Raw genomic sequence first — 25,134 nt, 5'->3', positions numbered from 1 at the left:
AACCCTGGGTCACCACGGGGCCGTCACCGAGCCGTCACCGAGCCGACACCGAGCCATCACGGGACATCACCGCGTCGCGGCACTCATCTGCCGCAGCTCCTTCTTGAGGTCGCCGATCTCGTCGCGCAGGCGCGCGGCGAGCTCGAAGTGCAGCTCGGTCGCCGCCTGGTGCATCTGGGTCGTGAGCTCCTGGATGAGCCCGGCGAGGTCGGCCGCCGCCATGTCGGCCGGGCGGTTGGTCGTGCCACCGGCGGACACCCCGACGTCGGCGGCCATGGCGCCACGACCGGCGCCGCTCTTGCCGCGGGACTGCATGCGCCCGGAGCCGAGCAGCTCCTGCGTGTCGGCGTCCTCACGCTCGAGCAGGTCGGTGATGTCGGCGATCTTCTTGCGCAGCGGCGTCGGGTCGATGCCGTGCTCGGTGTTGTAGGCGATCTGCTTCTCGCGGCGCCGGTTGGTCTCGTCGAGGGCCTGCTCCATCGACGGAGTGATCTTGTCGGCGTACATGTGCACCTGGCCGGACACGTTTCGGGCCGCGCGTCCGATCGTCTGGATGAGGGACCGGGCCGAGCGGAGGAAGCCCTCCTTGTCCGCGTCGAGGATCGAGACGAGCGAGACCTCGGGCAGGTCGAGGCCCTCGCGGAGCAGGTTGATGCCGACGAGGACGTCGAAGACGCCGCTGCGCAGCTCGCGGAGCAGCTCGACCCGCCGCAGCGTGTCGATGTCGCTGTGGAGGTAGCGGACCCGGATGCCCTTGTCGAGGAGGTAGTCGGTGAGGTCCTCGGCCATCTTCTTCGTCAGGGTCGTGACGAGGACGCGCTCGTTGCGCTTGGTGCGCTCCTGGATCTCGTGCATGAGGTCGTCGATCTGGCCCTTGGTCGGCTTGAGCACGACCTCGGGGTCGATGAGACCGGTGGGTCGGATGATCTGCTCGACCGGCGGTCCGGACTTGGCCAGCTCGTACTCCCCCGGTGTCGCCGAGAGGTAGACCGTCTGCCCGATGCGCTCGAGGAACTCCTCCCACTTCAGCGGCCGGTTGTCCATGGCGCTCGGGAGACGGAAGCCGTGCTCGACGAGCATCCGCTTGCGGGACATGTCGCCTTCGTACATCGCGCCGATCTGCGGCACCGTCTGGTGCGACTCGTCGAGGACGAGGAGGAAGTCCTCCGGGAAGTAGTCGATGAGGCAGTTGGGAGCGGAGCCGGACGTGCGGCCGTCGATGTGGCGGCTGTAGTTCTCGATGCCGTTGCAGAAGCCGACCTGCCGCATCATCTCGAGGTCGTAGGTCGTGCGCATGCGCAGGCGCTGGGCCTCGAGGAGCTTGCCCTGCTTCTCGAAGAGGGCCAGCTGGTCCTCGAGCTCGAGCTCGATGCCGCGGATCGCCCGCTCCATCCGCTCGGGGCCGGCGACGTAGTGCGACGCCGGGAAGACGTACATCTCCTGCTCCTCGTTGACGACCTCGCCGGTCACGGGGTGCAGGGTGTAGATGCGCTCGATCTCGTCGCCGAAGAACTCGATGCGGATCGCGAGCTCCTCGTAGACGGGGATGATCTCGACGGTGTCGCCCCTGACGCGGAAGGTGCCGCGGGTGAAGGCGAGGTCGTTGCGGGTGTACTGCATCTCGACGAAGCGCCGGAGCAGGTCGTCGCGCACGACCTCCTGGCCGACCTTGAGCCGGGCCATCCGGTCGACGTACTCCTGGGGCGTGCCGAGGCCGTAGATGCACGACACCGAGGCGACGACGATGACGTCACGCCGGGTCAGCAGCGAGTTGGTCGCCGAGTGCCGCAGCCGCTCGACCTCGTCGTTGACCGAGCTGTCCTTCTCGATGTAGGTGTCCGTCTGCGGGATGTACGCCTCGGGCTGGTAGTAGTCGTAGTAGCTGACGAAGTACTCGACGGCGTTGTTGGGCAGCAGCTCGCGGAACTCGTTGGCCAGCTGCGCGGCGAGCGTCTTGTTGGGCGCCATGACGAGCGTCGGCCGCTGGACCTGCTCGATGAGCCAGGCCGTCGTCGCCGACTTGCCGGTGCCGGTGGCACCGAGCAGCACGGTGTCGGTGTCGCCGGCCCGGACGCGCTTCGCGAGCTCGGCGATCGCCGTGGGCTGGTCACCGCTCGGGGTGTACTCGGAGATCACCTCGAAGGGTGCCACCGTGCGCTGGAGGTCGGTCGTGGGACGCATGGCTCAACCGTACGTCGCACGACCGACAGCGCCCACTCGCCTACTCCTCCCAGACGTAGGCGGGGCGGAGCTCGACGGTGTCGCCCGGCCCCGCGAAGTTCACGGCGAGCTCCTCCGCGCGCTCCCGGGACGCCACGTCGAGCAGGAAGAAGCCCGCGAGGTGCTCCTTGCTCTCGGCGTACGGCCCGTCCGTCGAGACGGTCCCGCTCTCCGACCAGCGGTAGATCCGTGCCGAGGCGGGGGCGCCGAGCGCCTCACCGCCCTTGAGCTCACCGCTCTTCGACAGCTCCTCGAGCATCGCGTCGAAGGCCGCACCACCAGCGTCGCGCTCCTCCTGCGGGCGGGCGAGCGCCTCGGGCATGAAGGCACCTGTCGGGTGGCCCCAGGGCTGCGGGTTGGAGTGGATGAGGATGACGTACTTCATGGGCTGTCCCTTCGGTTCGCGGGCGGCCAGTCTGCCGCCTCGGGAGGGACGTCGGAGCGGACACGCCGGTCTCGACATCACGGGACGCGGTGGGTCCACCCCGGGGTCGCGAACTTCTCGTCGACGAGACGCTGGGCCTCGGCGAGCTCGGCGTCGGTGTAGTCGGAGACCGTCGTCCGGTAGCGCCGGGCGAACGACGCCGCGAACGACTCGAGGATCGCGTCCCGCGTCATCCCGGTCTGCGAGCGCATCGGGTCGACGCGCTTGTTGGCCGACTTCGTGCCCTTGTCGCTCATCTTCTCGCGGCCGATCCGCAGCACCTCGAGCATCTTGTCCGCGTCGATGTCGTAGGCCAACGTCACGTGGTGCAGGACCGCGCCCGACGCGAAGCGCTTCTGCGCGGCGCCGCCGATCTTGCCGTGGTCGCTCGCGATGTCGTTGAGCGGCACGAAGTGGGCCGTCACGCCGACGTCGACGAGTGCCTCGATGACCCACTCGTCGAGGAAGGAGTAGGACCGCTCGAAGCTCAGTCCCTCGACGAGGGAGGTGGGCACGACGAGCGAGTACGTGATGGTGTTGCCGGGCTCCATGAACATGGCGCCGCCCCCGGAGACGCGCCGCACGACGTCGATGCCGTGGCGTTCGGCCCCGTCGGGGTCGACCTCGTTGCGGACCGACTGGAACGAGCCGATGACGACGAGTGGGCTGTCCCAGTCCCAGAAGCGCAGCGTCGGCGGCCGCTCCCCCGCCGCGACCTCGCGGGCGATGACCTCGTCGAGCGCGACGTGCAGCGCTGGGTCGAGCACGCGCGCCGGGATGACGTCGAAGGCGTGGTCGTCCCACCCCGTCGCCTTGCCGAGGGCACGGCGGATCGCGATGCCGATCGACTCGGCCGTGAAGCCGATGAGCGACACGTCGGCGGCGAGGGCGCCCGTGACGGCGCCGGCCAGCTGCTCGACACCGGCGTCCACGGACATGCCCGTCAGCGCTGCGTTGATGTCGCCGAGCGCCTCGTCGGGCTCGAGGAAGAAGTCGCCGGACACGCTCACCCGGGCGAGTCTGCCGTCCACCTCCTCGAGGTCGACCGCCACGAGCTTTCCACCGGGGACCTTGTACTCACCACGCATGTCACGCTCAACACCCAGCGCCCCCTGCGTATGCCGGGTGCTCCCTACCGCGGCTGCCAGCCGGTGCGCTCGGCCCAGTCCGTCGCGCGCTGCCACGCGCCCTCGAACCATGCCTCCTTGGCCACGACGTAGTCCGAGGTGGCCTCGTGCAGGCCGAGCAGCCGGTGCTTCTCCGTGGCATACGCGTCCCGCTCGGCGGGCTCGTGGCGCAGCCAGTCGCGGAACAGGAGCGCGAATCGCCAGCCCGCGGAGCCGTGCTCGCGCACGTGGACGTGGACGTGGCTGCCCGGGTCGCAGCCGCCGAGGAAACGCTTGGTCCATCCGGCCGGGTCGGACCCGACCGGGTGGGGCGTGTCGCTGTGGATGCCGTGGGAGAAGACGTAGCCGACGTCCCGGAGCGCCCGCAGCACATCGTCCCGGTCGGCGTCGGCGAGGTGGCGTAGCCCGACCTGGACGTCGATGACGTCCTTGGCGAGGAGTCCCGGCACGGACGTGGAGCCGATGTGCGACACCTCGGTGGCGACGCCGGTGGGCGCGAGCGCCGCAGCGAGACGGGCGACGACCCGCTCGGCGCGTGGCTCCCAGTCCGCGCGGGGGTCGACGACGCACTCGCGCGCGAGGTCCGGCCGGCGTGACCGGGTGCCGGTCACGAGGTTGCCCTCGTAGGGCACGAGCCGCTCGTGCCAGAGGGCGTCCACGGCGCGCGCGAGGTCGTCGGGCGTGCCGGAGTTGTCGAGCACGACGTCGGCGACCGCACGGCGCTGGGCGTCGGTCGCCTGGGCGGCGATGCGGTGCCGGGCGTCCGTCTCGTCCAGGCCACGCTCTCCGACGAGCCGGCGCACCCGCGTCTCGACGTCGGTCTCGACGACGACGGTGAGGTGCTCGTGCACCCAGAGCCCGCGCTCGACGAGGAGGGGCATGTCGTAGACGGAGATGGTGTCGTCAGGAGCGGCGGCCCGACGTTCTGCGACGCGGGCCGCGATCGCGGGTCCGGTGATGGCGTCGAGCGCGTCGAGGGCCTCGCGGTCGGGGAAGACGATCGCGGCCAGGGCAGCCCGGTCGAGGCTCCCGTCGTCACGGACGACCGCGTCCCCGAAGCGCGCCCGGATCCGTTGCAGGGTGGGCTCCCCCGGCTCGACGACCTCGCGGGCGACCGCGTCCGCGTCGATGACGTGGGCGCCCAGCTCGGCCAGCCGTCGCGACACCGTGGACTTGCCCGACCCGATCCCTCCGGTGACTCCGACGCGCAGCACGGGCGACCTCAGGCGAGGCGGGCGGGGAAGCCGCCCTTGGCGACCGGACCCCATCGGGTGGGCGTGACACGAAGCAGGGACTTGCCCTGGTCGCGCATCGCCTGGCGGTACTCGTCCCAGTCGGGGTGCTCGCCCGAGATGGCGCGGAAGTAGTCGACGAGGGGCTCGACGGAGTCCGGCAGGTCGATGACCTCGCAGTCGCCGTCGACCTGCACCCACTCGCCGCCGAAGTCGTCGGAGAGGACGAGGACGCTGACCTGCGGTCGGCGTCGGGCGTTCGTCGTCTTGGCGCGCTCGGGGTAGGTCGAGATGACGATGCGTCCCTGCTCGTCGACGCCGCCCGTGACCGGCGAGGCCTGCGGTCGCCCGTCGGCGCGTTGCGTCATGAGCACCATCGAGTGGCGCGGACGGACGAAGTCGAGCATCGCGTCGCGGTCGACCTCGGTGTTGCTCGCGATCTGGCGGGGCATCGTCAGTCCTCCTGCTCGGCGCTGCTGGCGCGGTCGAAGATCGCGACGACCGCCTCGGCCAGCCAGGCGGCATACATCGCGTGGGTCCACCCGCAGCGTCGCACGAAACGGTCGTAGATCTCCGGCGAGGTCACGGTCCAGACGATGTCGATGAAACGCTCGCGGTCGAGCTGCGGCGGCAGCCCGTGGGCCGCCTCGAGGGCGTTGAGGGCGTTCGTGTTGCCGGCCCGACGCTCGCGGTCGATCGTCGCGACGAAGTCCTGCAAGCCCGTGTCGCCGCCGGCGCCCTGGGCCAGGAGCACGCCGAGAAGCGGTCCGACCCGCTCGTAGATCGTCGCGCACAACGCGGCGTAGGCCCGGACGAAGCCTTCGCGGTCGGGGGCCGTCGACATGGCGCGGAACTCCGGCCGGTCCTGCATCGCGACGGGCGCGTCGTCACCGACGAGGAGCACGTCGTAGACCGCCTTGACGACGGCCGCCTTGCCGCCGATGGCGTTGTAGACGGTCTGCGCGCTGACCCCGGCGTTCGCGGCGAGCGCGCTCACCGACATGGCGTGGTAGCCGTCGCGCAGGAGCATCTCGCCCGCGGCCTCGATGATCCGGCGCCGGGTGGCCAGGGCTGCTTCCGCACGCGAGCTGTTGTCGTACGCCCGGTCTGTTGACATCGGAGCCCTTCGAACGCATCATGAGTTCGCTGGAACGGCGTTCTAGCGAATGGGTGGGGTCCAGGGGTCCCCACCCAGCTGCTGCACCGGACGGTGACAGCGTCGACATCGGCGCCTGTCGACCGCACGAGTGTGCCACGGGCGCCACGGCTCCCGCCCCGGAGGGGCACCGGAGGGGGAGCGAGGGGCCGGACCACGGGGTCCGGCCCCTCGCTACGGCACGTGGCCGGGCCGCGTCGGCCCACCGGGTCAGGCAGGCGTCGGCGCCAGCACGGAGACGGCGCGGTCGGGGTAGTCCGACACGAGGCCGTCGACTCCCGCCTCGACGAGCTCGACCATCCGCGCCGGCTCGTTGACCGTCCACGGCAGCACGGCGAGTCCGGCGGCGTGCGCGCGCTGGACGAAGTCCGCGTCGACGAGCACGTGCTCGGGCGAGATGACGCCCGCCCCGACGGCGGCGGCACCGGCACACACGTCGTCGTGCGACTCCCCCACCCTGACGCTGCCCGTCCACGGGCTGCCCGGGACCCACGTCACCGAGGCCTCGACGAGGGCTGAGCGGATGACGTCGGGCGCGAGCTCTGCCGAGAGCTCGAGCACGGCCCAGTCGAACGAGTGCATGAAGCACTGCCGTTCGAGGCCGGCCTCGTGGACGCTCGCCAGGACCCCCTCGAGGAGTCGACGCCGTCCGGCGGACTCCCCCGGGTCGAGCGGGTTGACCTTGAGCTCGATGGTCCACCACACGTCGGGCGCGCGCTCGATCCCGTGGGCGAGCACCTCGTCCAACGTCGAGATGCGGGCGCCCGGCGACGGTCGCTGCTCCGGGAAGCCGGCGAGCGTCTGGCTGCCGACGTCCACCGTGCGCAGCTGCTCGAGGGTCAGCTCGGCGACCCGGGCGCCGACGAGGTCCGGACCGGTCGGCCGGCACTTGGGCGGCAGCAGCACCGGGTCGTGCCAGACGACGACCTCCCCGTCGGCGGTGAGCCGGACATCGAGCTCGACGCCGGTCACCCCGGCGTCGTAGGCAGCGGCGAAGCTGGCCAGGGTGTTCTCGACGACGAGCCCCTTGGCGCCGCGATGCCCCTCGACGTCGAAGCGGCCCGAGGCCCATGGACCGGGGCCAGACGCCATGCTCAGGCCTCGATCCGCTCGCCGGAGGCAGCATCGAAGAGGTGGACCTCGCCACGGTTGGGCTCGACGTGCACGGTGTCACCGACCGTCAGGTGGGTGCGCTTGTCGAGGCGGACGGTGACGCGGTCGGCGCCCTCGTCGGCGCCGACCGGGCGGCCGTAGACGAACGACTCCGAGCCCAGCGACTCGACGAGCTCGACGGTGAGCCCGAGGGCGGACGGGTCGGCCCCGTCCCGGCTTCCGCCGGCGGGCGTCTCCACGACGTGCCACGACTCCGGGCGCAGCCCGACGACGACCTTCTCCCCCGCGCGACCGGCGACCGCACGGTCCAGGGGCACCGGGACGCCGTGGACCCGCGCCACGCCCTCGCGCACCTCGGACTCGACGAGCGTGATGGCCGGCGAGCCGATGAAGGCCGCGACGAAGGTGTTGACCGGGTGGTCGTAGAGCCGCTCCGGCGTGTCGACCTGCTGGAGCTTCCCGTCGCGCAGCACCGCGACCCGATGGCCCATCGTCATCGCCTCGACCTGGTCGTGGGTGACGTAGACCGTCGTGATGCCGAGCCTTCGCTGCAGACCCGCGATCTGCGAGCGGGTGGAGACGCGCAGCTTGGCGTCGAGGTTGGACAGCGGCTCGTCCATGCAGAAGACCTTGGGGTTGCGCACGATCGCGCGTCCCATGGCGACGCGCTGGCGCTGACCGCCCGACATCTGGCCGGGCTTGCGGTCGAGGAGCGGCTCGAGCTCGAGGATCTTGGCGGCCTCGGCGACCCGCTGCCTCGTCTCGGCCTTGCTCACCTTCGCGTTGTCGAGGGCGAAGGCCATGTTCTGCGCGGCCGACATGTTCGGGTAGAGCGCGTAGCTCTGGAAGACCATGGCGATGTCCCGGTCACGCGGGCGCACCCCCTTCTGGTCGTGACCGTCGACGAGGATGCGCCCGCCGTCGACCGGCTCGAGACCCGCGAGCATCCGCAGGGTCGTCGACTTGCCGCAGCCCGAGGGGCCGACGAGGACGAGGAACTCACCGTCGGCGATGTCGAGCGTGATGCCGTCGACCGCCGGGGCGGCGTCGTCCTTGGAGAACCGACGAGTCGCCTCGTCGAAGTACACGGTTGCCATCGGTGGCCTCTCGGGTCGTTCTGGTTCGGGGTCCGGAGCCGGGGACGTGGGAGGGCGCGAGCGTGCTCGCCACCTCCCACGTCACTCCGGAGCCGTCCGGCAGGTCCGTGCGGGGCCTGCCGGACGGCATACGACCGGGGTGGTGCGGCAGCGCGTCAGGCGCCGAGCTTGCTCTTGATCTGCGAGTCGAAGACCTGCTGGCTCTCGGCGTCGAGGCCCTTGAAGACCGTCGCGACGTCCTGGCCCTGGACGATCTGGTCGAGGCCCTTGCCGATCCGGGCGCCACCGCCGGGCAGCAGCACGCGGACGTTGTCCTGCGACCGCGTCTTGGGCAGCTGCTCGATGGCCGTCTTGGCGTTGGGGTTCTTCTCGAGGAACGCCTTCTCCTCCGGCAGGTCCACGGCCGACTTGCGCACGGGCATGTAGCCGGTGGCCTGCGTGAAGGTGACGGTGTTCTGGGCGTTGGTGAGGAACTCGATGAACTTCAGCGCGTTCTTCTTGCGGTCGTCGGAGATGTTGGCCGGGATGCCGACGCCTGCACCGCCCGTCGGGCAGTTGCCGTCACCGGGCAGGAACGCCGTGCCCACCGAGAACTTCGCGTCCTTGGACACGCCGCCGAGCGAACCGGTCGACATCATGCTGCAGCCGACGATGCCGGCCGTGAAGTCGGGAGCGGGGTCCTTGGACAGCTTGAGGTAGCCGTCCTTGGCGAGGTTCTGCAGGTAGGTGCCGGCCTTGACCGTGTTGGGGTCCGAGAAGGTCGGCGTCCACTCCTTCGAGTAGGCACCGCCGTAGCCCCACACGATGTTCTGGAAGACCCAGTCGAGGTAGTTCGAGCCGTCGGGCAGCTCCATGACGATCTTGTCCGAGCCGGCGGCCGCCTTGAGCTTCGGTGCCCACGTGAGGAACTCGTCCCAGTCCTTCGGGCCGCGGTCCTCGAGACCGGCCGCCTTCCAGAGGTCCTTGTTGTAGTAGAAGAGCGGGGTCGACCGGGAGAACGGCAGCGCGTAGTGCTTGTCGTCGAGGTTGTAGTCGTTGTAGAGCGCGTCGACGTAGTCGCTTGTCTCGATCTTGGCCGTCGAGAGCAGCTCGTCGAGCGGGCTCAGCTGCTTGTTGAGCGCGAAGTTGAACCACGTGACGTCCGAGACGACGACGACGTCGGGCAGCGAGCCGCCGGCGAGCGAGGCGTTGAACTTCTGCGCGACCTCCTCGTAGTTCTTGCCGGCGTCGACGAGCTTGACCTTGAGGCCCGAGTTGGCCGCCTCGAAGGCCTTGATGATCTCCTGCTCGACCGGCTTGCTGTTGCCGGGGTGGTTGCTCCAGAACTCGATGGTGTTGCTCGAGCCGCCACCGCCGCCCGTCGTCGGGGACGTGCCGGTGCCCGCGCAGGCCGCGAGACCGGCGACGCCGGCCGCGCCGGCGAGGCCGAGGAAGCCTCGACGTGAGAACTCGTTCATGGATGGTGCCTTTCCCTGTGGTGGTGGGTGGGGTCGTGGGGATGGATCGGTATGCGGCAGAGCCGGGTTCAGCTCTTCACGGCCCCTGCCGTGAGGCCCTTGATCATCTGTCGCTGGAGGAAGAGGAAGAGGACGAGGATCGGCAGCATGGCCAGGACGGTGCCCGCCATGACCGGCCCCCAGTTCGTGACGCCGTCGTTGTTCTGGAGGAACGTCAGACCGACCGGCAACGGCGCCGTCGTCTCGTCGTCGGACATGAGGAACGGCCAGAGGTACTCGTTCCACTCGTTGACCACGGTGATGAGCGCGAAGGCCACGAGGGTCGGCCACGACATCGGCATGACGACGCGCCACAGCAGCTTCATCGGTCCGGCGCCGTCGAGGCGCGCGGCCTCGATGATCTCGCCGGGCAGGCTGAGGAACTGGTTGCGCATGAGGAAGGTGCCGAAGGCGACGCCCGCGAGCGGGATGATGATGCCCTGGAAGGTGTTGCGCCAGCCGAGCTGCGCCACGAGGGCGTAGTTGCTGATCACGGTGATCTGGTTGGGCACCATGAGTGCTGCGATGACGACGAGGAAGACGACCGAGCGTCCCGGGAAGCGCAGCAGCGACAGGGCGTACGCGCTGATGACGCCGAGCACGATCTTGGCGACCGAGGTCGCCGACGTGATGATGACCGAGTTGCGGACGTAGTCGAAGAACGGGATGCGGGTCGTCAGCTCGCTGTAGTTCTGGCCCGTCGCCGGGTCCGGCCACCACTGGGCCGGCCGGACGTAGATGTCACCGCGCTCCTTGAACGAGGTGAGCAGGATCCAGAAGAGCGGGACGGCGATGACGAGGACGACGAGGACCATGCCGGCGTAGCCCGCTGCGGTCCACATCGGTCCGCGGTGGTGCGCCGAGGCCTCGACCTGGTGCGACGTGCGTCGCCGCCGTCGCTGCCCGCCGGTCGGCGGGACCTGCTCGTCGTCGCGGGTCCCGACGATGGTGGACGTGCTCATGCCTGCTTCCCCCTGTCCATGAAGCGCACCTGGACCACCGTGACGGCGAGCAGGATGACGAACATGACGGTGGCGACGGTGGCGCCGTAGCCGGCGCGCTGGTTGACGAACGTCTCCTGGTAGACCTGGTAGACGAGGGTGGTCGTGCCGTTGCCCTGCGGGCCGCCCCGGGTCATGACGTTGATGATGTCGAAGACCTGGACCGAGCTGAGCAGCACCGTGATCGACAGGAAGAACGTCGTCGGGCGCAGCTGGGGCATGAGGACGCGTCGGAAACGGGTCCACGCAGTGGCGCCGTCGATCTCGGCCGCCTCGTCGAGGTCGGCGCGCCGCCCCTGCAGGGCGGCGAGGTAGATGACGAAGGTGTAGCCGAGGTTCTTCCAGATGTAGGTGACGGTCACCATGAAGAGCGCCCAGCCGGGCTGCTGGTAGAAGTCGGGCGAGGCGACACCGATCCGCGCGAGCAGGTCGCGGACGAGGCCGAACTGCGGGTCGAAGACGAACTGGAAGGCGATGCCGATCGCGGCGCCCGAGATGACGAACGGCGCGAAGACGACCGAGCGGACGAAGTTGCGCCCCTTGAGCTTCTGGTCGAGCAGCAGGGCGAGGCCGAGCCCGACCGCCATGGAGATGCCGACGGTGGCGACGGTGAAGACGAGGGTGTTGCGCAGGATGATCTTCGTGTCGTCACGCCCGAACCACTCGATGTAGTTCGACAGGCCCACGGGGTTGGCGATGGGCGAGGAGATGTTCCAGTCGGTGAACGACAGCCTGATGTTGTCGAGCAGCGGGCGGTACGTGAAGACGATGAGCAGCACGAGGTTGGGCAGCAGCAGGAGCGCCGCGAGCGACCACTCCCAGGCCCGCCCGCTCGACCGTCGCGGGGGTGGACCCACCTCGGGCGGGGGTCCCCCGGACCCGGGCGTGGCGCTCTGGGGTTGGGTCACCGATGACTGCACCCGGCAAACCTAGCCGCGCAGGTGCACCGATTGCGGCTTTGGTGCGTCAGGCATTCAACGCGTGTCTGAACTCCTGTCGCGACGGGTGCTGGCGTCGCACGACCGGGGCCACGTCCGCGAAGAACCGCTCGACGCTGCGCCGGGTCACGCTCTCCGGCAGGCCCGGCACGTCGAGCGAGACACCGGAGAGCTCGTGGCCGAAGGCCTCCCGGTAGCGCCCGATCTTGTCGACGACCTCGGCCGGCGAGCCGATCAACGCGGAGCTGTCGCGGGCGTACTCCTCCAGCGTCGAGAAGGGCAGGCGGTTGTGCACGGCACCCGGCGAGCGCCGGAACGCCTCGAACGCCGGCTCGTAGAGGCGCAGCGCCTCCTGTGTCGTGTCGGCGACGAGGAGCCCGAGGAATCCGGCACCGACGACCGCGTCGGCCGGGTCGTGGCCGTGCACCTCCCACCGCTCGCGGTAGTGCCGCACGAGGGCGGCGTAGGTCTCCAAGGGGTGGAAGCCGTTGGCCGAGAAGAGCGGGTCGCCCCAGCGCGCGGCGAGCTCGGTCGACTCGGTCGAGCTCGCCGAGCCGTGCCAGACGGGGATGGGCTGCTGGAGCGGCCGCGGCTGGGTCGTCGCGTCGACGAGCGGGGGACGGAAGCGTCCCGACCACGTGACCCGGTCCTCGCGCCACAGCCGTCGCAACAGCTCGTACTTCTCGGCGTTGCGCTCCCACTGGCCGTCAAGGTCGTAGCCGAAGAGGGCGTTCTGGTCGGGGTCGTTGCCCTTGCCGATGACGACGTCGAGCCGCCCACCGCTCAGGTGGTCGAGCGTCGCGTAGTCCTCGGCGACGCGGACGGGGTCGAGGAGCGAGAGCACCGTCACGGTCGTCATGAGTCGGATGCGGGACGTCCTCGCCGCGACGTGCGCGAGGACGACGGGCGGCGAGGACGAGACGAAGCGCTGGGCGTGCCGCTCCCCCACCCCGAACGCGTCGAAGCCGAGCTCCTCGGCCCACACGGCCTGGCGCGCGACGTGCTCGAAGGCCTCCGTCTGGGAGCGGGCGACCCCGGTGACGGGGTCGGGGCTCGTGTCGAGCAACGTGTACGTGCAGAACCTCATGCCGGCCGCTTCTCACCCGCTGTGACGGGCACGGCGATCCGGTTGCCCGTGACCGGCCCCGGACACGTGCCGTACGCCGTGAAGGCGAAGGGGAGGTTGACGGCCCGGTTGAAGTCGACGACGACGTTGCCGTCGGGGTCCGGGGACGACGTCGTGACGGTGCGCCAGGGCGCCGAGAGCGAGCCGTTCGTCGTGTCGTGGAAGAGGAGTCCGAGGCCCTCTCCGGCGCCGACCGCGCTGAGCCGGTGGCGCACGCCGTCGATGTCGACGTCGACGGTGCCGACGACCGTGGAGTGCTGGACGAGGTCGTCACGGGCGGTGCGCACCCCCACCCGCGCCGGGGGGTCGGCGGCCGTGAACCGTCCGGGGCGCACCCAGTCCGGATCGTGCTCCCACGTCGGCACACCGGCGAAGTCCCGGCGCGTCGTGGCCCGCGGGTCCCGGGTGCGCACCGCGAGCCGCCCGCCCCTCCGGAGCAGCTCGACGACGCGCTCGCCGTGCTGCACCCAGAGCCGCGACCCTGCCTCCTCGACGTCCGTCGTGGCCCGCCCGGCGACGGGCTCGCCGTCGACGCGCAGCCCCTCGCTCGCGGTCGCCTCGACGTGGGCAGCGGAGGCGTCCGTCCACCAGAGGCCGGGGAGACCGGGCAGGCTCGTCGGCCGGTCCGGCAGCCACGCGAAGCCGGTCAGCGAGAGCCAGCCGTGCTCCTGGGTGAGGTCGCCCTCGCGAGCGGCGCGCCACGCGAGCCACTCGTCCCGGGCGCTCACGCGACGGCCTCGTGGTCGGCAGGCGTCGTCGCGGCGGTCGCTGCCTCCCGACGCGCGACCTCCTCGCGCACGAGCGGGATGACGTGCCGCCCGACGTCCACGGCATCGTCGTAGAGGTGGTAGCCGCGGGCGGAGAAGATCCGCACGCCGAGGTCGTAGTAGTCGAGCAGCGCCGCGGCAACGGTCTCGGGCGTGCCGACGAGGGCCGTGGAGTTGCCGCCGCCAGCGGTCGCGGCAGACGTCGCGGTCCAGAGGGCGCGGTCGTGGCGATCCCCCGCCTCCGCGGCCGCGAGCAGCCGCTGCGAGCCGGCGTTCTCGGGCCGGGACCCGCTGCGGCGCAGTCGGCCCCGCGAGACGGAGGCTCCTTCGGCCTGGAGCGCGTGGATGTCGCCGAGCGTGCGCTCGGCCTTCTCCCAGGCCAGCTCGTCCGTGGCACCGAGGATCGGTCGGAATGCGACCTGGATCGTCGGGAGCGCGCGCCCGGCGGCAGCTGCAGCGGCGCGGATCGTCTCGATCTGCTCCGCCGTCCCGGCGAGCGGCTCGCCCCAGAGGGCGAAGACGTCCGCCTCCTGCGCACCGACGGCGTATGCCGCCGGGCTCGACCCGCCGAACGAGATCCGTGGGCGCGGGGTCTGGAGCGGCTTGATGTCCGCGAGGAAGTTCTCGAACCGGTAGTGCTCGCCGTCGAAGTCGAACGGCTCGTCGCTCGTCCACGCCTGCTTGAGGATCCGGATGAACTCCCGGGTGCGGGCGTAGCGGGCGTCCTTGTCGAGGTGGTCACCCTCGGCGGACTGGTCCGCCGTGCTGCCGCCGGTGATGACGTGGACCTCGAACCGACCGTTGCTGATGTGGTCGAGCGTGGCGAAGGTCTTGGCCGTCAGGGTCGGGTAGGCAGTGTTGGGTCGGTGCGCGACGACGAGGTTGAGCCGCTCGGTGTGGGCCGCGACGTGCGCGGCGACCTGGGCGGGGTCGGGCGATCCGGAGTGGTAGGCGAAGAGGACGCGGTCCCACCCGTTGTCCTCGTGGGCTCGGGCGAGCTTGACGGCATACGGCAGGTCGAGGGCGCCGGCGCTGCGGGCTCTCGTCTCCGTGCCGTCGTGGTTGGCGGCGATGCCGAGGAACTCAACTGGCATGGCGGTGGTCCTTGTCTCTCGTGGTGGGAACGGGGTGCGGGGCGAGTCGGAGGCGGGCGGTGGCTCGGTCGCTCACGGCGACGGTGAGCAGGTCCCGGGCGACGGCGTCGTTCTGGCGGAAGCCGGGGCCGTTGAAGCGGGGCCGGGAGAAGCCTCCGGCGCCGGCGGAGCCAGAGACGGCGGGCCCGAGGAGGTACCGGCGTGGGTGCACGGTGCCGTCGGCGCGGACGGCGCGCGCCCGGGCGTCGGCGACGAGCTGCCCCGCGCCGAGGGCTGTTCCGTCGGCGGCCGTGACGGGTCGCGAGCGCAGCTCGCCCCCGGCCAGCAGGCCTGCGACGAGGGGGTCGGTGACGAGGGCGCTGTCGGGGCGGGGCAGCCGTGCGTCCACGGCGGCCCGCGCCCGCACCACGCGCTCTCCGGATCTCCCGACGAAGGCACCCTCCTCGATCGTGAGCTCGAGGTCGGGGCCGAGGAAGCGGACGACGCCGGCCCGGTGCAGCGCGAGCAGCTCGGCGAGGCGGCGAGGCGGCGGACCGCTCGCGAGGAACGAGAAGAGCCCGTGGAAGTGGCCCTCGACGTGGCGCACCCGGTCCTCGTCGAGGAGGCGACCCGACACGACGAGCTCCGCCAGGGCGGCATACACCCCGAGCAGCGTGTCGAAGACGGCGCGGTCGCTCGATCGCGACGCGTCGGCGCGCCGGACGACGTCGCGGCGGATGTGCTCGGCGACGACGCGCTCGACGTCGGCGGCCCGCGTGGCCTGGTCGATGACAGCACGGAGGGGGCGGTCGATCCGCTCGATGTCGAAGACGTCCTCGGGGTCTGCGAGGTGCGTCAGGGCGACGGCCGTGAGCTCACCGCTGGTGACGTCGGCCGTGACCAGGGCGCGCTCGAGCGCGTCGAAGGTGCCCCGTGTGCGCTCGGGATGGGCCTCGAAGAGCCGGCGGTAGTGCGCCACCGCGAGCTCGAGCACGACGAGGGGCCAGACCTGGGTGCGGTAGTCGAGGGCCGCCGTGCCCGCACCGAGGGCCGTGAGGCGCTCACGGGTCAGGTGTCGCAGGGGCGCCGGTCCGGAGGCGGCCGATCGCACCTCGTAGCCGAGCTTGCCGTGGTACGGCACGCCACGACGGGACCCGACGTGCAGGACCGGCTCGCGTCCGCTCGGGTGGTAGGTCAGCTGCGTGCCCTCGCCGGTGAAGGTGCCGCCGCGGCCCTCGCCGAGGAGGACGACGAGGTCGATGAAGGCCAGACCCATGCCGCGGACGACGACGGGCTCGCCCGGGCGCAGGCCCTCGAGCTCGAGGTCGGCCGTGTGACCCGGCGGGACGTAGGTGAGCCCCCGTGACGCGGCGTCGTCGAGCAGCCGCTGCTCGTCCGGTGCGGGCGCCTGGTCGAGATAGCCCTGGGCGAGCACGACGATGTCGCCCTCGAGCACCGCACCACGAGCGAGGGTGACCTGCTGGTGTCCACCCTCGGCGCCGGTCCCGTGCAGCTCGACAGCCCGGTCCGCATGGGCGTGGACGGTGACGTGCTCCGGCAGGGTCGAGACGACTCGTCGCCATGCCCACTCGAGGTAGTCGGCCTGGACGACGCGCGGCGCGAAGTCACGCGCCGACAGGGCCCCGGCGGCTGCGCTCGCGTCGGGGCCGGCCGCCCACTCGGCGAGGGACGGCCCGGGCACGACCGGGCCCTCGCACGTGACGGACGCGTCGGTGAAGACCGTGACGTCCTGCGCCTCGGAGTTCATCCAGAGCAGGGGCGACTGCGCCGACCGCCAGATGCGGCCGCCGCCGGGCGGGTGCGGGTCGACGACGTGCACCTGCACCCGCTCCCTCGGGCTGCCCACCACGCGGGCATTGGCGCCGATGCGCTCGACGAGGCCGAGCGCCCGTGGTCCGGCGCCCACGACGACGATCCGTCGGTCGGTCACGCCGCGCCCCAGTCCCGGTAGGAGCGCAGACCCGCGGCCGCCACGGCCGCCCCGTCGGGCGCGGTCGGCGCGGCGCTGTCGACGCTCGCCGGGCCCGGTCCGCCTGCGGCTGAGGCGGATCGGACGGTGCCGGCCGGCAGCTCCTTGTCGAAGGCGTGCGGGCCGATCGACTCCGGGTCGGCGTGCAGGTCAAAGGCCGGCAGGTAGCCGGACGCGAGGTAGAGGGCACGGGCCTCCGGCTGGCGCGGACCCGTGGTGAGGTGGATCCTCCGGTAGCCCAGGCCCGCCGCGGCCTTCTCGAGCTCGAGAAGGACGCGGCGGGCGAGCCCCTGCCGCCGGAACTGGGCGTTGGTCCAGACCCGCTTCACCTCGGCCGTGGTGTCGTCGTAGCGGCGGATCGCACCGCCGGCGATCGTCTGCCCGCCACGCAGGATGACGACGAAGGCCCCGTGGGGTCCCTCGAAGTCGCTGACCGGGACCTCCGTCAGCTGCGTGTGCGGCGTCGACAGGCCGTAGCGCGTGCCGTACTCGACGACGAGGTCCTCGAGCAGCGGGGCCGCGACGTCGTCGTGCGGGGACACCCGCAGCACGACGTCGTCGTCGAGGGCGGGCACCTCGCCGCGTCGGTGCCGTGCGACGTGCGACAGGAACGACTCCGTCACCTGGTGCAGGGCTCGGGAGGCGGCCTCCGAGAGCAGCACGCCCCCGTCGGCGGGAAAGACCTGCACGTCGGAGGCGAGCACGAACCAGCCCTGGGTGACGTGCTCGGCGCCGAGCGAGACGAGGACCGGCCGAAGCGCGTAGTCGACCGCGAGCACGTGGGCCGCGCTGCCGCCGGTGGCGACGGGGAGCACCGACTTGCCGCGCAACGCGTACTGCGGGAGCACGTCGAGCAGCGTCTTGAGCAGCCCGGTGTAGGCCGCCTTGTAGACGGGCGTCGTGACGACGACCGCGTCGGCCGCCTCGATCTGCGCCACGACGGCGGCGATCTGCGGATCAGCCACGTCGGCGCGCAGCAGCGCCTCGGCGGGCAGGTCACGGATGACGACGCGCTGGACGTCGTGGCCGCGGACCGTGAGACGGCGTTCGATGTGGCCGAGGACGGCATCCGTGCGGGACGCCGCGGACGGGCTCGAGGCGAGGGTGACGATGGTGGCCATGTCAGTCCCTCACTGGTCCGAGGTCTCGGTCGGCTTGGGCAGCCCTGCCGGGTTGACCTCGGAGGCCGGCACCGCCTCGGCGGTGAGGCCCCAGCGGGCGAGGACCTTGCTGTAGCTGCCGTCCGCGATGGCGGCGTTGATGGCGTCCGAGATGGGCGTGGCCAGGCCGTTGCCCTTCTTCGTCAGGACCCCGACCTTCCCGGGGATCGGGAAGCTCGACGACACGGTGCCGACGATCTGCGTCTTGCCGGCCGTGACGACGTGGTACGTCGCGGTGGGGTTCGGGCCGAGGTAGAGGTCGATGCGTCCGGAGTCGAGGGCGAGGTAGTACTCCGTCGTGCCCTGGTAGTAGACGAGCTCAGCGGGGGGCCGTCCGGCCTTCTCGTTCTCCTCGTTCCAGCGCAGCAGGATCGCCTCCTGCAGGGTGCCCGACCCGACGGCCACCTTCTGGCCCGAGACGTCGGCAGGCCCCCGCACCTGCAGCGTCGAGGCCTTCCTGGCCTCGAACGCGTGCAGCCCGAGACGGTACGTCGCGAAGTCGTACTTCTCCTTGCGCTCCTCCGAGACGCCGACGTTGGAGATCGCGACCTGGTACTTGCCCGAGTCGATGCCGATGAAGAGGTTCTCCCAGCTCGTCGTCTGCACGTCGGGCTTGAGGCCGAGGATGTCCGCGACGAGGTGGGCCACGTCGACCTCCACCCCGATCGGGGTCTTGTTGTCGTCGGCCGTGAACGCCAGAGGAGGTATGCCGCCGCCCGCGCCGCCGCTGCCGATGACCAGGGTGCCCCTGGCCCTGACGTCGGCCGGCAGGGTCGCCGCGATCTCAGGGTGCAGGGTGCCCTCCGGGCGCTTGGCGCCGGCCGAGGTGTCGAAGGAGACCGGGAGGACCTTCGAGTCGCCGAGAGCCTTGGGGTCCACCTGCGTCGTCCCGGTGCTGACCGGGTCCGCGCAGGCTCCGAGCACACCGACCGTCGACAGGACGGCGGCCGCGACGACAAGCGCACGGCGACGAGCAGGCGCGTGGGTCTTGCTGTGGTGCATGGTGATTCGTCTCCTGGCTGGGTTGGGGGCTCAGTCGGTCTTGGGCAGGCCGGGCGGGTTGATCTCGGACTTCTCGAGGCCCTCGGTGCTCAGGTTCCAGCGCTTGAGGACCCTCGCGTAGCTGCCGTCGGCGATCGCCGAGTTGATGGCGGCGGCGTAGGGCGCGGCGAGACCCGAGCCCTTCTTCGTCAGCACGGCGATGAGTCCCTGGAGGGAGTCACCGGCACCCGAGAAATGGCCGATGGCCTCGGTCTGGCCGGCCGTGGCGACGTGGTAGGCGACGCTCGGGTTCGGGCCGAAGTACGCGTCGATCCGGTGCGACGACAGGGCCAGGTAGTAGTCCGTCTGCGACTGGAAGTACTTCACCTCGGCGGGCGCGAGGCCCGCCTTGACGTTGGCCTCGTTCCAGTCGAGCAGGATCTTCTCCTGGTTGGTGCCGGACCCGACGGCGATGGTCTTGCCGGCGATGTCCCTGCCGCTCGTCACCTTCCACGTGCCGCCCTTCGGCGCCTCGAAGGCGAGGTCGTCCTTGCGGTACGTCGCGAAGTCGTACTTCTCCTTGCGCTCCTCCGTGACCGTGACGTTGGTCAGGGCGACGTCGTAGCGCCCCGAGTCGATCCCGAGGAAGACGTTCTCCCAGCTCGTCGCCGGCGTCTCGACCTCGAGGCCGAGCTTGTCGGCGAAGAGGTGCGCGAGGTCGACCTCGACGCCGATGACGGTCTTGTCGTCGTCGGCGGTGAAGACGAGCGGGGGCGTGCCGCCACCCGCCCCGGCGTTGGCGGCCGTGATCGTGCCCCGCTCTCGGATGGCGGCGGGCAGCAGGGCCGCGGCCTTCTCGTCCGTGGTGGCGGTGATGCGCTTCTGGTCCGGCGAGGTGTTGACGGCCGGGCCCGCCGGCGCGATCGAGCCGGCCGCCGCGCCCGAGCTGGCCTCGGCGGCTCCGGAGCAGGCGCTGAGCGCGACCGCGGCGGCGACGGCGACGACCGTGACGGCATACGTCGTCGGGCGGTGGACGGGGTGGGGACGTGCGGGCATGAGGACTCCTCTCGGCACCCGGGGGGGGTGCGAGTCATGGGTGGCCGGTACGGCCGGAGGGGTTGGGGGTGGGGTGGTGGCGTGCGGTCAGAGGACGCGGTCGAGGAAGGCTCGCGTGCGTTCGTGGGCAGGGTGGTCGATGACCTGCTCGGGCGGTCCCTGCTCGACGACGCGGCCGCCGTCGAGGAAGACGACGGTGTCGGCGACCTCGCGGGCGAAGCCGACCTCGTGCGTGACGACGACGAGAGTGGCCCCGTCGCGGGCGAGCTCCTTGATGACGGCGAGGACCTCGCCGACGAGCTCCGGGTCGAGAGCCGACGTCGGCTCGTCGAAGAGGATGACGTCGGGCTGGAGCGCGAGGGCTCGGGCGATGGCGACCCGCTGCTGCTGACCACCGGAGAGCTGACGTGGGTAGGCAGCCGCCTTGTCCGCCAGACCGACTCGCTCCAGCAGCGCCCTGGCCTCGACCTCGACCTCGGAGCGCTTGCGGCGCTGCGCCGACACCGGCGCCTCGACGACGTTCTCGAGGACGGTGAGGTGCGGGAAGAGGTTGAACTGCTGGAAGACGAAGCCGATGCGGCTGCGCTGGCGCAGGATGTCGCGCTCGGGCAGCTCGTGGAGGCGGTCACCCACCTGCCGGTAGCCGATGAGCGTCCCGTTGACGCGCACCTGACCCCGGTCGATCTTCTCCAGGTGGTTGATGGTGCGCAGCAGCGTGGACTTGCCCGACCCCGACGGTCCGAGGACGACCGTGACGGTGCCCTCCGCCAGCTCGAGGTCGACGTCGTCGAGCACCCGGTGGGCCCCGAACGACTTCGTGACGCCGCGGAGGTCGACGGCGGCGGTCATCGGGCGACCTCCTCGGGACGACGCGCTGCCTGGGTCGCGATGCCGGCCCACCGGGCCCGGAGCCGCTGGAGCGGTGTGGGCGGCAGCGACCGGGCGCTGCCTCGGGCGAAGTGCCGCTCGACGTAGTACTGCCCGATCGACAGGAGCGTCGTGAGGATGATGTACCAGACCGTCGCCACGAGGAGCAGCGGCACGACCCGGGAGTTGCGGCCGTAGATCACCTGCACCTGGTAGAAGAGCTCCGGGATCGCGAGCACGGAGACGATCGAGGTGCCCTTGAAGAGGCTGATCACCTCGTTGGCGGCGTTGGGCAGGATCGAGCGCATCGCCTGCGGCAGGACGATCCTCGCGAACTGGCGGCGCCGCGGGATGCCGAGCGCCGAGGCCGCCTCGCGTTGCCCCTCGTCGACGGAGAGGATGCCGCCGCGGATGATCTCGGCCGCGTAGGCCGCCTGGTGCAGGGCGAGCCCGAGCACCGCGGCGCCGAGGGCCCCGAAGAGGTCGTTGGTCTCGACGCTGCCGAAGGACGGCCCGAACGGCAGCCCGACGCTGATCGTCTGGTAGAGGTAGGCGATGTTGAACCAGAAGAGCAGCTGGACGATGAGCGGGATCGACCGGAACGCCCAGATGTAGGCCCACGCGACGGTCCGCAGGAACGCGTTGGACGACAGTCGCATGGCCGCGAGGACGAGCCCCAGGGCGAAGCCGGCCACGGTCCCGAGGACGGTGAGCTGGATCGTCGTGCCGAGAGCCCGGATGACGGTCTCGGTGGCGAAGTAGCGACCGAAGGTCGCCCAGTCCCAGCCGGGGTTGGTGACGAGGCCGTTGACGAACATCGCCAGGAGCAGGCCGACGCCGGCGACGCCGACCCACGTCCACGGGTTGCGGCGCGGGACGACGGTGAGGACCGGCCCGCCTCCGGACGGCGGGACCGAGTGGGTTGCCCGCGCCGGGGCGGCCGAGAGGGCGGACGTCGACGCTCCCGCCGTGGGCTCGGCCGGCGAAGGCGGCGAGGACGACGATGACGATGTGGTGGTCGGCGGCGCTGAGCGCCGGACCGTGGAGAGGGATGGCACGTGAGGCTCCTGGAGGGATGGCTCGGGCACCCGTCACCGAACGGGTGGCGGGGAGCGGCGGCGGCCGCGTGGGTGCGTGCTGGCGTCCGGGCCCCCCGGGGTCACCGTTGGGCCGGGCGCCGACCGGCCGGCCGAGGTCTCGGCGGCCAGGACGTCGTCAGGGACGACAGAGCGCGCTGGACACGCGGAGCAGGTCGACGTGGCGGCGGAGCACGAGGTGGGTGCTCGTCGTGCGCGCCATGTCGGCTCCTCGGTCCTGGACCCGACCACTTCGAGTCCGCGCTTGCCGTCGCCTGCTGGCGACGGCCTGGTCCTCACCCGGAGCACCCCGCCGCGGTGGAGGGTTGCTGTCCAGCGAGCCGGGGCTTGGCACTGGAACTCTTGACCTGTCGATGACACTACGAAGCCCGCCGACGCCCCGTCAATCGCCGATATGGGCGCATTCTCCCCTGCTTGGGGCTTCTACCCCGCACCGCCTGTCGAGCGAATTGCCATGTGCCACAACATCATTCGTGTGATCACCGCGATGCTTCGGCCAATCAATTCCTAGTAATTCAGTCGGAAATAAACCTGAAGCCTTCTTGCATCCTGAGACAGCGGACACGAAAGAGCCCCGGACCCACAGGGTCCGGGGCTCTTTCAGAGCGTGTCGCTCCAAGCAGTGACTGGCGTCAGTTGCCCGTCAGCTTCTCACGAAGCGCAGCAAGCGCCTCGTCCGAAGCCAGCGTGCCCTCGACCGGGGCCGGGGCGTTGCGCGGGGCGCGCTCGCTGCGGTCGGCGTCGCCGGCCTCGGCGACGTCACCGGTCGCGGACGAGTACGACGTCGCGGAGCCGGCGTTGGCCGCAGCCTCGGCGTCGGCCTTCGTCGCGGCGTCGACCTGGGCCTTGTGGGCCTCCCAGCGAGCGTGGGCGTCGGCGTACTGACGCTCCCACTTCTCGCGCTGGGCGTCGAAGCCCTCGAGCCACTCGTTCGTCTCCGGGTCGAAGCCCTCGGGGTACTTGTAGTTGCCCTGCTCGTCGTACTCGGCGGCCATGCCGTAGAGGGTCGGGTCGAACTCCGACGCCGCGACGGCCTGGTCGTTGGCCTGCTTGAGCGACAGCGAGATGCGACGACGCTCGAGGTCGATGTCGATGACCTTGACGAAGATCTCGTCGCCGACGTTGACGACCTGCTCCGGCAGCTCCACGTGGCGCTCGGCCAGCTCGGAGATGTGGACGAGGCCCTCGATGCCGTCCTCGACGCGCACGAACGCACCGAAGGGGACGAGCTTGGTGACCTTGCCGGGGACGACCTGGCCGATGGCGTGCGTGCGAGCGAAGTGCTGCCACGGGTCCTCCTGCGTCGCCTTCAGCGACAGGGAGACACGCTCACGGTCCATGTCGACGTCGAGCACCTCGACGGTGACCTCGGTGCCGACCTCGACGACCTCGGACGGGTGGTCGATGTGCTTCCACGACAGCTCCGAGACGTGGACGAGACCGTCGACGCCGCCGAGGTCCACGAACGCACCGAAGTTGACGATGGAGGACACGACGCCCGAACGGACCTGGCCCTTCTGGAGCTCCTTGAGGAACGTCGTGCGCACCTCGGACTGCGTCTGCTCGAGCCAGGCACGGCGCGACAGGACCACGTTGTTGCGGTTCTTGTCGAGCTCGATGATCTTGGCCTCGATCTCCTTGCCGACGTACGGCTGGAGGTCGCGGACACGACGCATCTCGACGAGCGAGGCGGGCAGGAAGCCGCGGAGGCCGATGTCGAGGATGAGACCACCCTTGACGACCTCGATGACGGTGCCGGTGACGACGCCGTCCTCCTCCTTGACCTTCTCGATCGTGCCCCAGGCGCGCTCGTACTGCGCACGCTTCTTGGACAGGATCAGACGGCCTTCCTTGTCCTCCTTCTGGAGGACGAGGGCCTCGACCTCGTCACCGACCTTGACGATCTCGCCCGGGTCGACGTCGTGCTTGATGGACAGCTCGCGCGAGGGGATGACGCCCTCGGTCTTGTAGCCGATGTCGAGCAGGACCTCGTCCCGGTCGACCTTGACGATGCGACCCTCGACGATGTCGCCGTCGTTGAAGTCCTTGATGGTGGCGTCGATCGCCGCAAGGATGTCTTCCTGAGAGCCGATGTCGTTGATGGCGATCTCAGGCGCGGTCTTCTCGACCGTGTTGGCAGTCATGTAGTAGGAACTCCGATTGTGGACAGTTAGATTGGGGACCTCGGGGCGGTGGACCTGACGGCCCGCGCCTCGATGCCTTGTGGACAGGTGCAACATTGATCGTGCGCACACGGGTGTGCTCGGCAATCCTATCCGCGCTGTCACCAGCCGGTCAAAAGAGAGCACGTATGCCGTGAGCACGCCCACCGAGGCCACCCGCCGTCCCGCTCCCCCGGACGAGACCGCCGCCGCGAACCGCACGTGGTGGGACGGCGAGGCGGCGTCGTACTACGTCGAGCACGGGTCGTTCCTCGGCGACACGGACTTCGTCTGGGGGCCGGAGCGGTTGCGCGAGGAGGAGGCGCGGCTCCTCGGCGACCCGGCCGGCCAGGTCGTGCTCGAGATCGGCGCCGGCTCGGGGCAGTGCTCCCGCTGGCTCGCGGCCCACGGCGCGACCGTCGTGGCCACCGACCTGTCGGCCGGCATGGTCGCCACCGGCGTGGCCGTCAACGCAGCGCTCGGCGACAGCCCCGACGCGGCCACCCGCGTGCCGTTCGCCCAGTGCGACGGACGCGCCCTCCCCTTCGCCGACGCGTCCTTCGACACCGTCTTCACGGCATACGGCGTCGTGCCCTTCGTCGCGGACTCCGACGTCGTCATGGCGGAGGCCGCCCGCGTGCTGCGCCCCGGTGGGCGCTTCGTCTTCTCGACGACCCACCCGGTGCGGTGGGCCTTCCCCGACGACCCGGGGCCGGCCGGGCTGACGGCGCGCCACTCCTACTTCGACCGCACGCCCTACGTCGAGCAGGACGACGAGGGCCACGCGACCTACGTCGAGCACCACCGCACGGTGGGCGACCGGGTACGGGAGATCACGGCGGCCGGGCTCGTCCTCGTCGACCTCGTCGAGCCCGCGTGGCCGGAGGGGCACGACGAGCCGTGGGGCGGATGGTCTCCCCTGCGCGGACGCGTCATCCCCGGCACGGCGATCTTCGTCTGCCGCAAGCCCGACTGACGACGGCCACCCGCGACGACCGTGCACCGGATGCACCGGATGCACGACGACGGCCACGGACCCCGAAGGGATCCG

Annotated in this window: 23 protein-coding genes and 1 riboswitch; of the genes, 1 reads left to right on the top strand and 22 read right to left on the bottom strand. The window is 71.0% G+C overall.

Annotated features, from left to right (window positions below):
• Positions 1–66: 66 nt before the first annotated feature.
• From uvrB to rpsA, 22 genes are all read right to left on the bottom strand, one after another.
• Positions 67–2,181 carry an excinuclease ABC subunit UvrB gene (gene uvrB, locus ASH01_RS13760; RefSeq protein WP_056776673.1) on the bottom strand — a complete coding sequence of 705 codons (2,115 nt, stop codon included), beginning with the start codon at positions 2,179–2,181 and terminating at the stop codon, positions 67–69.
• A 40-nt stretch (positions 2,182–2,221) separates the two neighbouring features.
• Positions 2,222–2,605: a YciI family protein gene (locus ASH01_RS13755; RefSeq protein WP_056776671.1), complete on the bottom strand. Its 384-nt coding sequence runs from the start codon at positions 2,603–2,605 to the stop codon at positions 2,222–2,224.
• Between the two features lie 77 nt (positions 2,606–2,682).
• The gene (locus tag ASH01_RS13750) at positions 2,683–3,732 is read right to left on the bottom strand and encodes a lipoate--protein ligase family protein (RefSeq protein ID WP_056776669.1); all 1,050 of its coding nucleotides are present in this window, start codon (positions 3,730–3,732) and stop codon (positions 2,683–2,685) included.
• A 44-nt stretch (positions 3,733–3,776) separates the two neighbouring features.
• Positions 3,777–4,985, bottom strand: a complete 1,209-nt coding sequence (gene coaE / locus ASH01_RS13745; RefSeq protein WP_056776665.1) for a dephospho-CoA kinase — start codon at positions 4,983–4,985, stop codon at positions 3,777–3,779.
• An 8-nt stretch (positions 4,986–4,993) separates the two neighbouring features.
• Positions 4,994–5,455, bottom strand: a complete 462-nt coding sequence (locus ASH01_RS13740) for a PPOX class F420-dependent oxidoreductase (RefSeq protein WP_056776663.1) — start codon at positions 5,453–5,455, stop codon at positions 4,994–4,996.
• 2 nt (positions 5,456–5,457) lie between these two features.
• Positions 5,458–6,120 (bottom strand): TetR/AcrR family transcriptional regulator, encoded by a 663-nt coding sequence (locus tag ASH01_RS13735; RefSeq protein WP_082619829.1) that lies wholly within the window; start codon positions 6,118–6,120, stop codon positions 5,458–5,460.
• A gap of 249 nt (positions 6,121–6,369) precedes the next feature.
• Positions 6,370–7,251: a glycerophosphodiester phosphodiesterase family protein gene (locus ASH01_RS13730; RefSeq protein WP_056776660.1), complete on the bottom strand. Its 882-nt coding sequence runs from the start codon at positions 7,249–7,251 to the stop codon at positions 6,370–6,372.
• 2 nt (positions 7,252–7,253) lie between these two features.
• The gene (locus ASH01_RS13725) at positions 7,254–8,369 is read right to left on the bottom strand and encodes an ABC transporter ATP-binding protein (protein WP_056776657.1); all 1,116 of its coding nucleotides are present in this window, start codon (positions 8,367–8,369) and stop codon (positions 7,254–7,256) included.
• Between the two features lie 155 nt (positions 8,370–8,524).
• Positions 8,525–9,826, bottom strand: coding sequence for an ABC transporter substrate-binding protein (locus ASH01_RS13720; RefSeq protein WP_056776653.1), 1,302 nt, complete (start codon positions 9,824–9,826; stop codon positions 8,525–8,527).
• 68 nt (positions 9,827–9,894) lie between these two features.
• Positions 9,895–10,827, bottom strand: coding sequence for a carbohydrate ABC transporter permease (locus tag ASH01_RS13715; RefSeq protein ID WP_056776650.1), 933 nt, complete (start codon positions 10,825–10,827; stop codon positions 9,895–9,897).
• Positions 10,824–11,786, bottom strand: coding sequence for a carbohydrate ABC transporter permease (locus ASH01_RS13710; RefSeq protein ID WP_235509613.1), 963 nt, complete (start codon positions 11,784–11,786; stop codon positions 10,824–10,826). Before ASH01_RS13710 ends, ASH01_RS13715 begins: the two co-directional genes overlap by 4 nt.
• Before the next feature lie 46 nt (positions 11,787–11,832).
• The gene (locus tag ASH01_RS13705; RefSeq protein ID WP_056776644.1) at positions 11,833–12,891 is read right to left on the bottom strand and encodes an LLM class flavin-dependent oxidoreductase; all 1,059 of its coding nucleotides are present in this window, start codon (positions 12,889–12,891) and stop codon (positions 11,833–11,835) included.
• A complete protein-coding gene (locus ASH01_RS13700; protein ID WP_056776640.1) occupies positions 12,888–13,658 on the bottom strand; it encodes a DUF1684 domain-containing protein in 771 nt (256 codons plus the stop codon). Before ASH01_RS13700 ends, ASH01_RS13705 begins: the two co-directional genes overlap by 4 nt.
• Positions 13,655–14,791 (bottom strand): LLM class flavin-dependent oxidoreductase, encoded by a 1,137-nt coding sequence (locus tag ASH01_RS13695; protein ID WP_056776637.1) that lies wholly within the window; start codon positions 14,789–14,791, stop codon positions 13,655–13,657. The genes ASH01_RS13700 and ASH01_RS13695 overlap by 4 nt, the downstream gene beginning before the upstream one ends.
• Positions 14,781–16,721, bottom strand: a complete 1,941-nt coding sequence (locus tag ASH01_RS13690; RefSeq protein ID WP_056776634.1) for an FAD/NAD(P)-binding protein — start codon at positions 16,719–16,721, stop codon at positions 14,781–14,783. Before ASH01_RS13690 ends, ASH01_RS13695 begins: the two co-directional genes overlap by 11 nt.
• The gene (ssuE, locus tag ASH01_RS13685) at positions 16,718–17,881 is read right to left on the bottom strand and encodes an NADPH-dependent FMN reductase (RefSeq protein WP_056776631.1); all 1,164 of its coding nucleotides are present in this window, start codon (positions 17,879–17,881) and stop codon (positions 16,718–16,720) included. The genes ASH01_RS13690 and ssuE overlap by 4 nt, the downstream gene beginning before the upstream one ends.
• Positions 17,882–17,890: 9 nt before the next feature.
• Positions 17,891–18,922 (bottom strand): ABC transporter substrate-binding protein, encoded by a 1,032-nt coding sequence (locus ASH01_RS13680; RefSeq protein WP_056776628.1) that lies wholly within the window; start codon positions 18,920–18,922, stop codon positions 17,891–17,893.
• 30 nt (positions 18,923–18,952) lie between these two features.
• Entirely contained in the window at positions 18,953–19,957 is a 1,005-nt protein-coding gene (locus ASH01_RS13675; RefSeq protein ID WP_056776625.1) for an ABC transporter substrate-binding protein, read from the bottom strand.
• Positions 19,958–20,044: 87 nt separating this feature from the next.
• On the bottom strand, positions 20,045–20,806 hold the full coding sequence (locus tag ASH01_RS13670; RefSeq protein WP_056776622.1) for an amino acid ABC transporter ATP-binding protein: 762 nt from the start codon (positions 20,804–20,806) through the stop codon (positions 20,045–20,047).
• Positions 20,803–21,882, bottom strand: a complete 1,080-nt coding sequence (locus tag ASH01_RS13665) for an amino acid ABC transporter permease (protein WP_056776620.1) — start codon at positions 21,880–21,882, stop codon at positions 20,803–20,805. The genes ASH01_RS13670 and ASH01_RS13665 overlap by 4 nt, the downstream gene beginning before the upstream one ends.
• 157 nt (positions 21,883–22,039) lie before the next feature.
• The gene (locus ASH01_RS24050; RefSeq protein ID WP_369791901.1) at positions 22,040–22,123 is read right to left on the bottom strand and encodes a putative leader peptide; all 84 of its coding nucleotides are present in this window, start codon (positions 22,121–22,123) and stop codon (positions 22,040–22,042) included.
• A gap of 33 nt (positions 22,124–22,156) precedes the next feature.
• Positions 22,157–22,269: riboswitch (SAM riboswitch) on the bottom strand.
• Between the two features lie 284 nt (positions 22,270–22,553).
• On the bottom strand, positions 22,554–24,065 hold the full coding sequence (rpsA, locus tag ASH01_RS13660) for a 30S ribosomal protein S1 (RefSeq protein ID WP_056776617.1): 1,512 nt from the start codon (positions 24,063–24,065) through the stop codon (positions 22,554–22,556).
• A 172-nt stretch (positions 24,066–24,237) separates the two neighbouring features.
• On the opposite strand from rpsA, the gene ASH01_RS13655 reads away from it, so the two are divergent.
• Complete coding sequence (locus tag ASH01_RS13655; protein ID WP_056776614.1) at positions 24,238–25,059, top strand: class I SAM-dependent methyltransferase; 822 nt, start codon at positions 24,238–24,240, stop codon at positions 25,057–25,059.
• The last annotated feature ends 75 nt before the right edge of the window (positions 25,060–25,134 follow it).

Source organism: Terrabacter sp. Soil811, assembly GCF_001429655.1.
In the GTDB taxonomy this organism is placed as follows: domain Bacteria; phylum Actinomycetota; class Actinomycetes; order Actinomycetales; family Dermatophilaceae; genus Terrabacter.
This window is presented reverse-complemented; position numbering and strand designations above follow the sequence as displayed.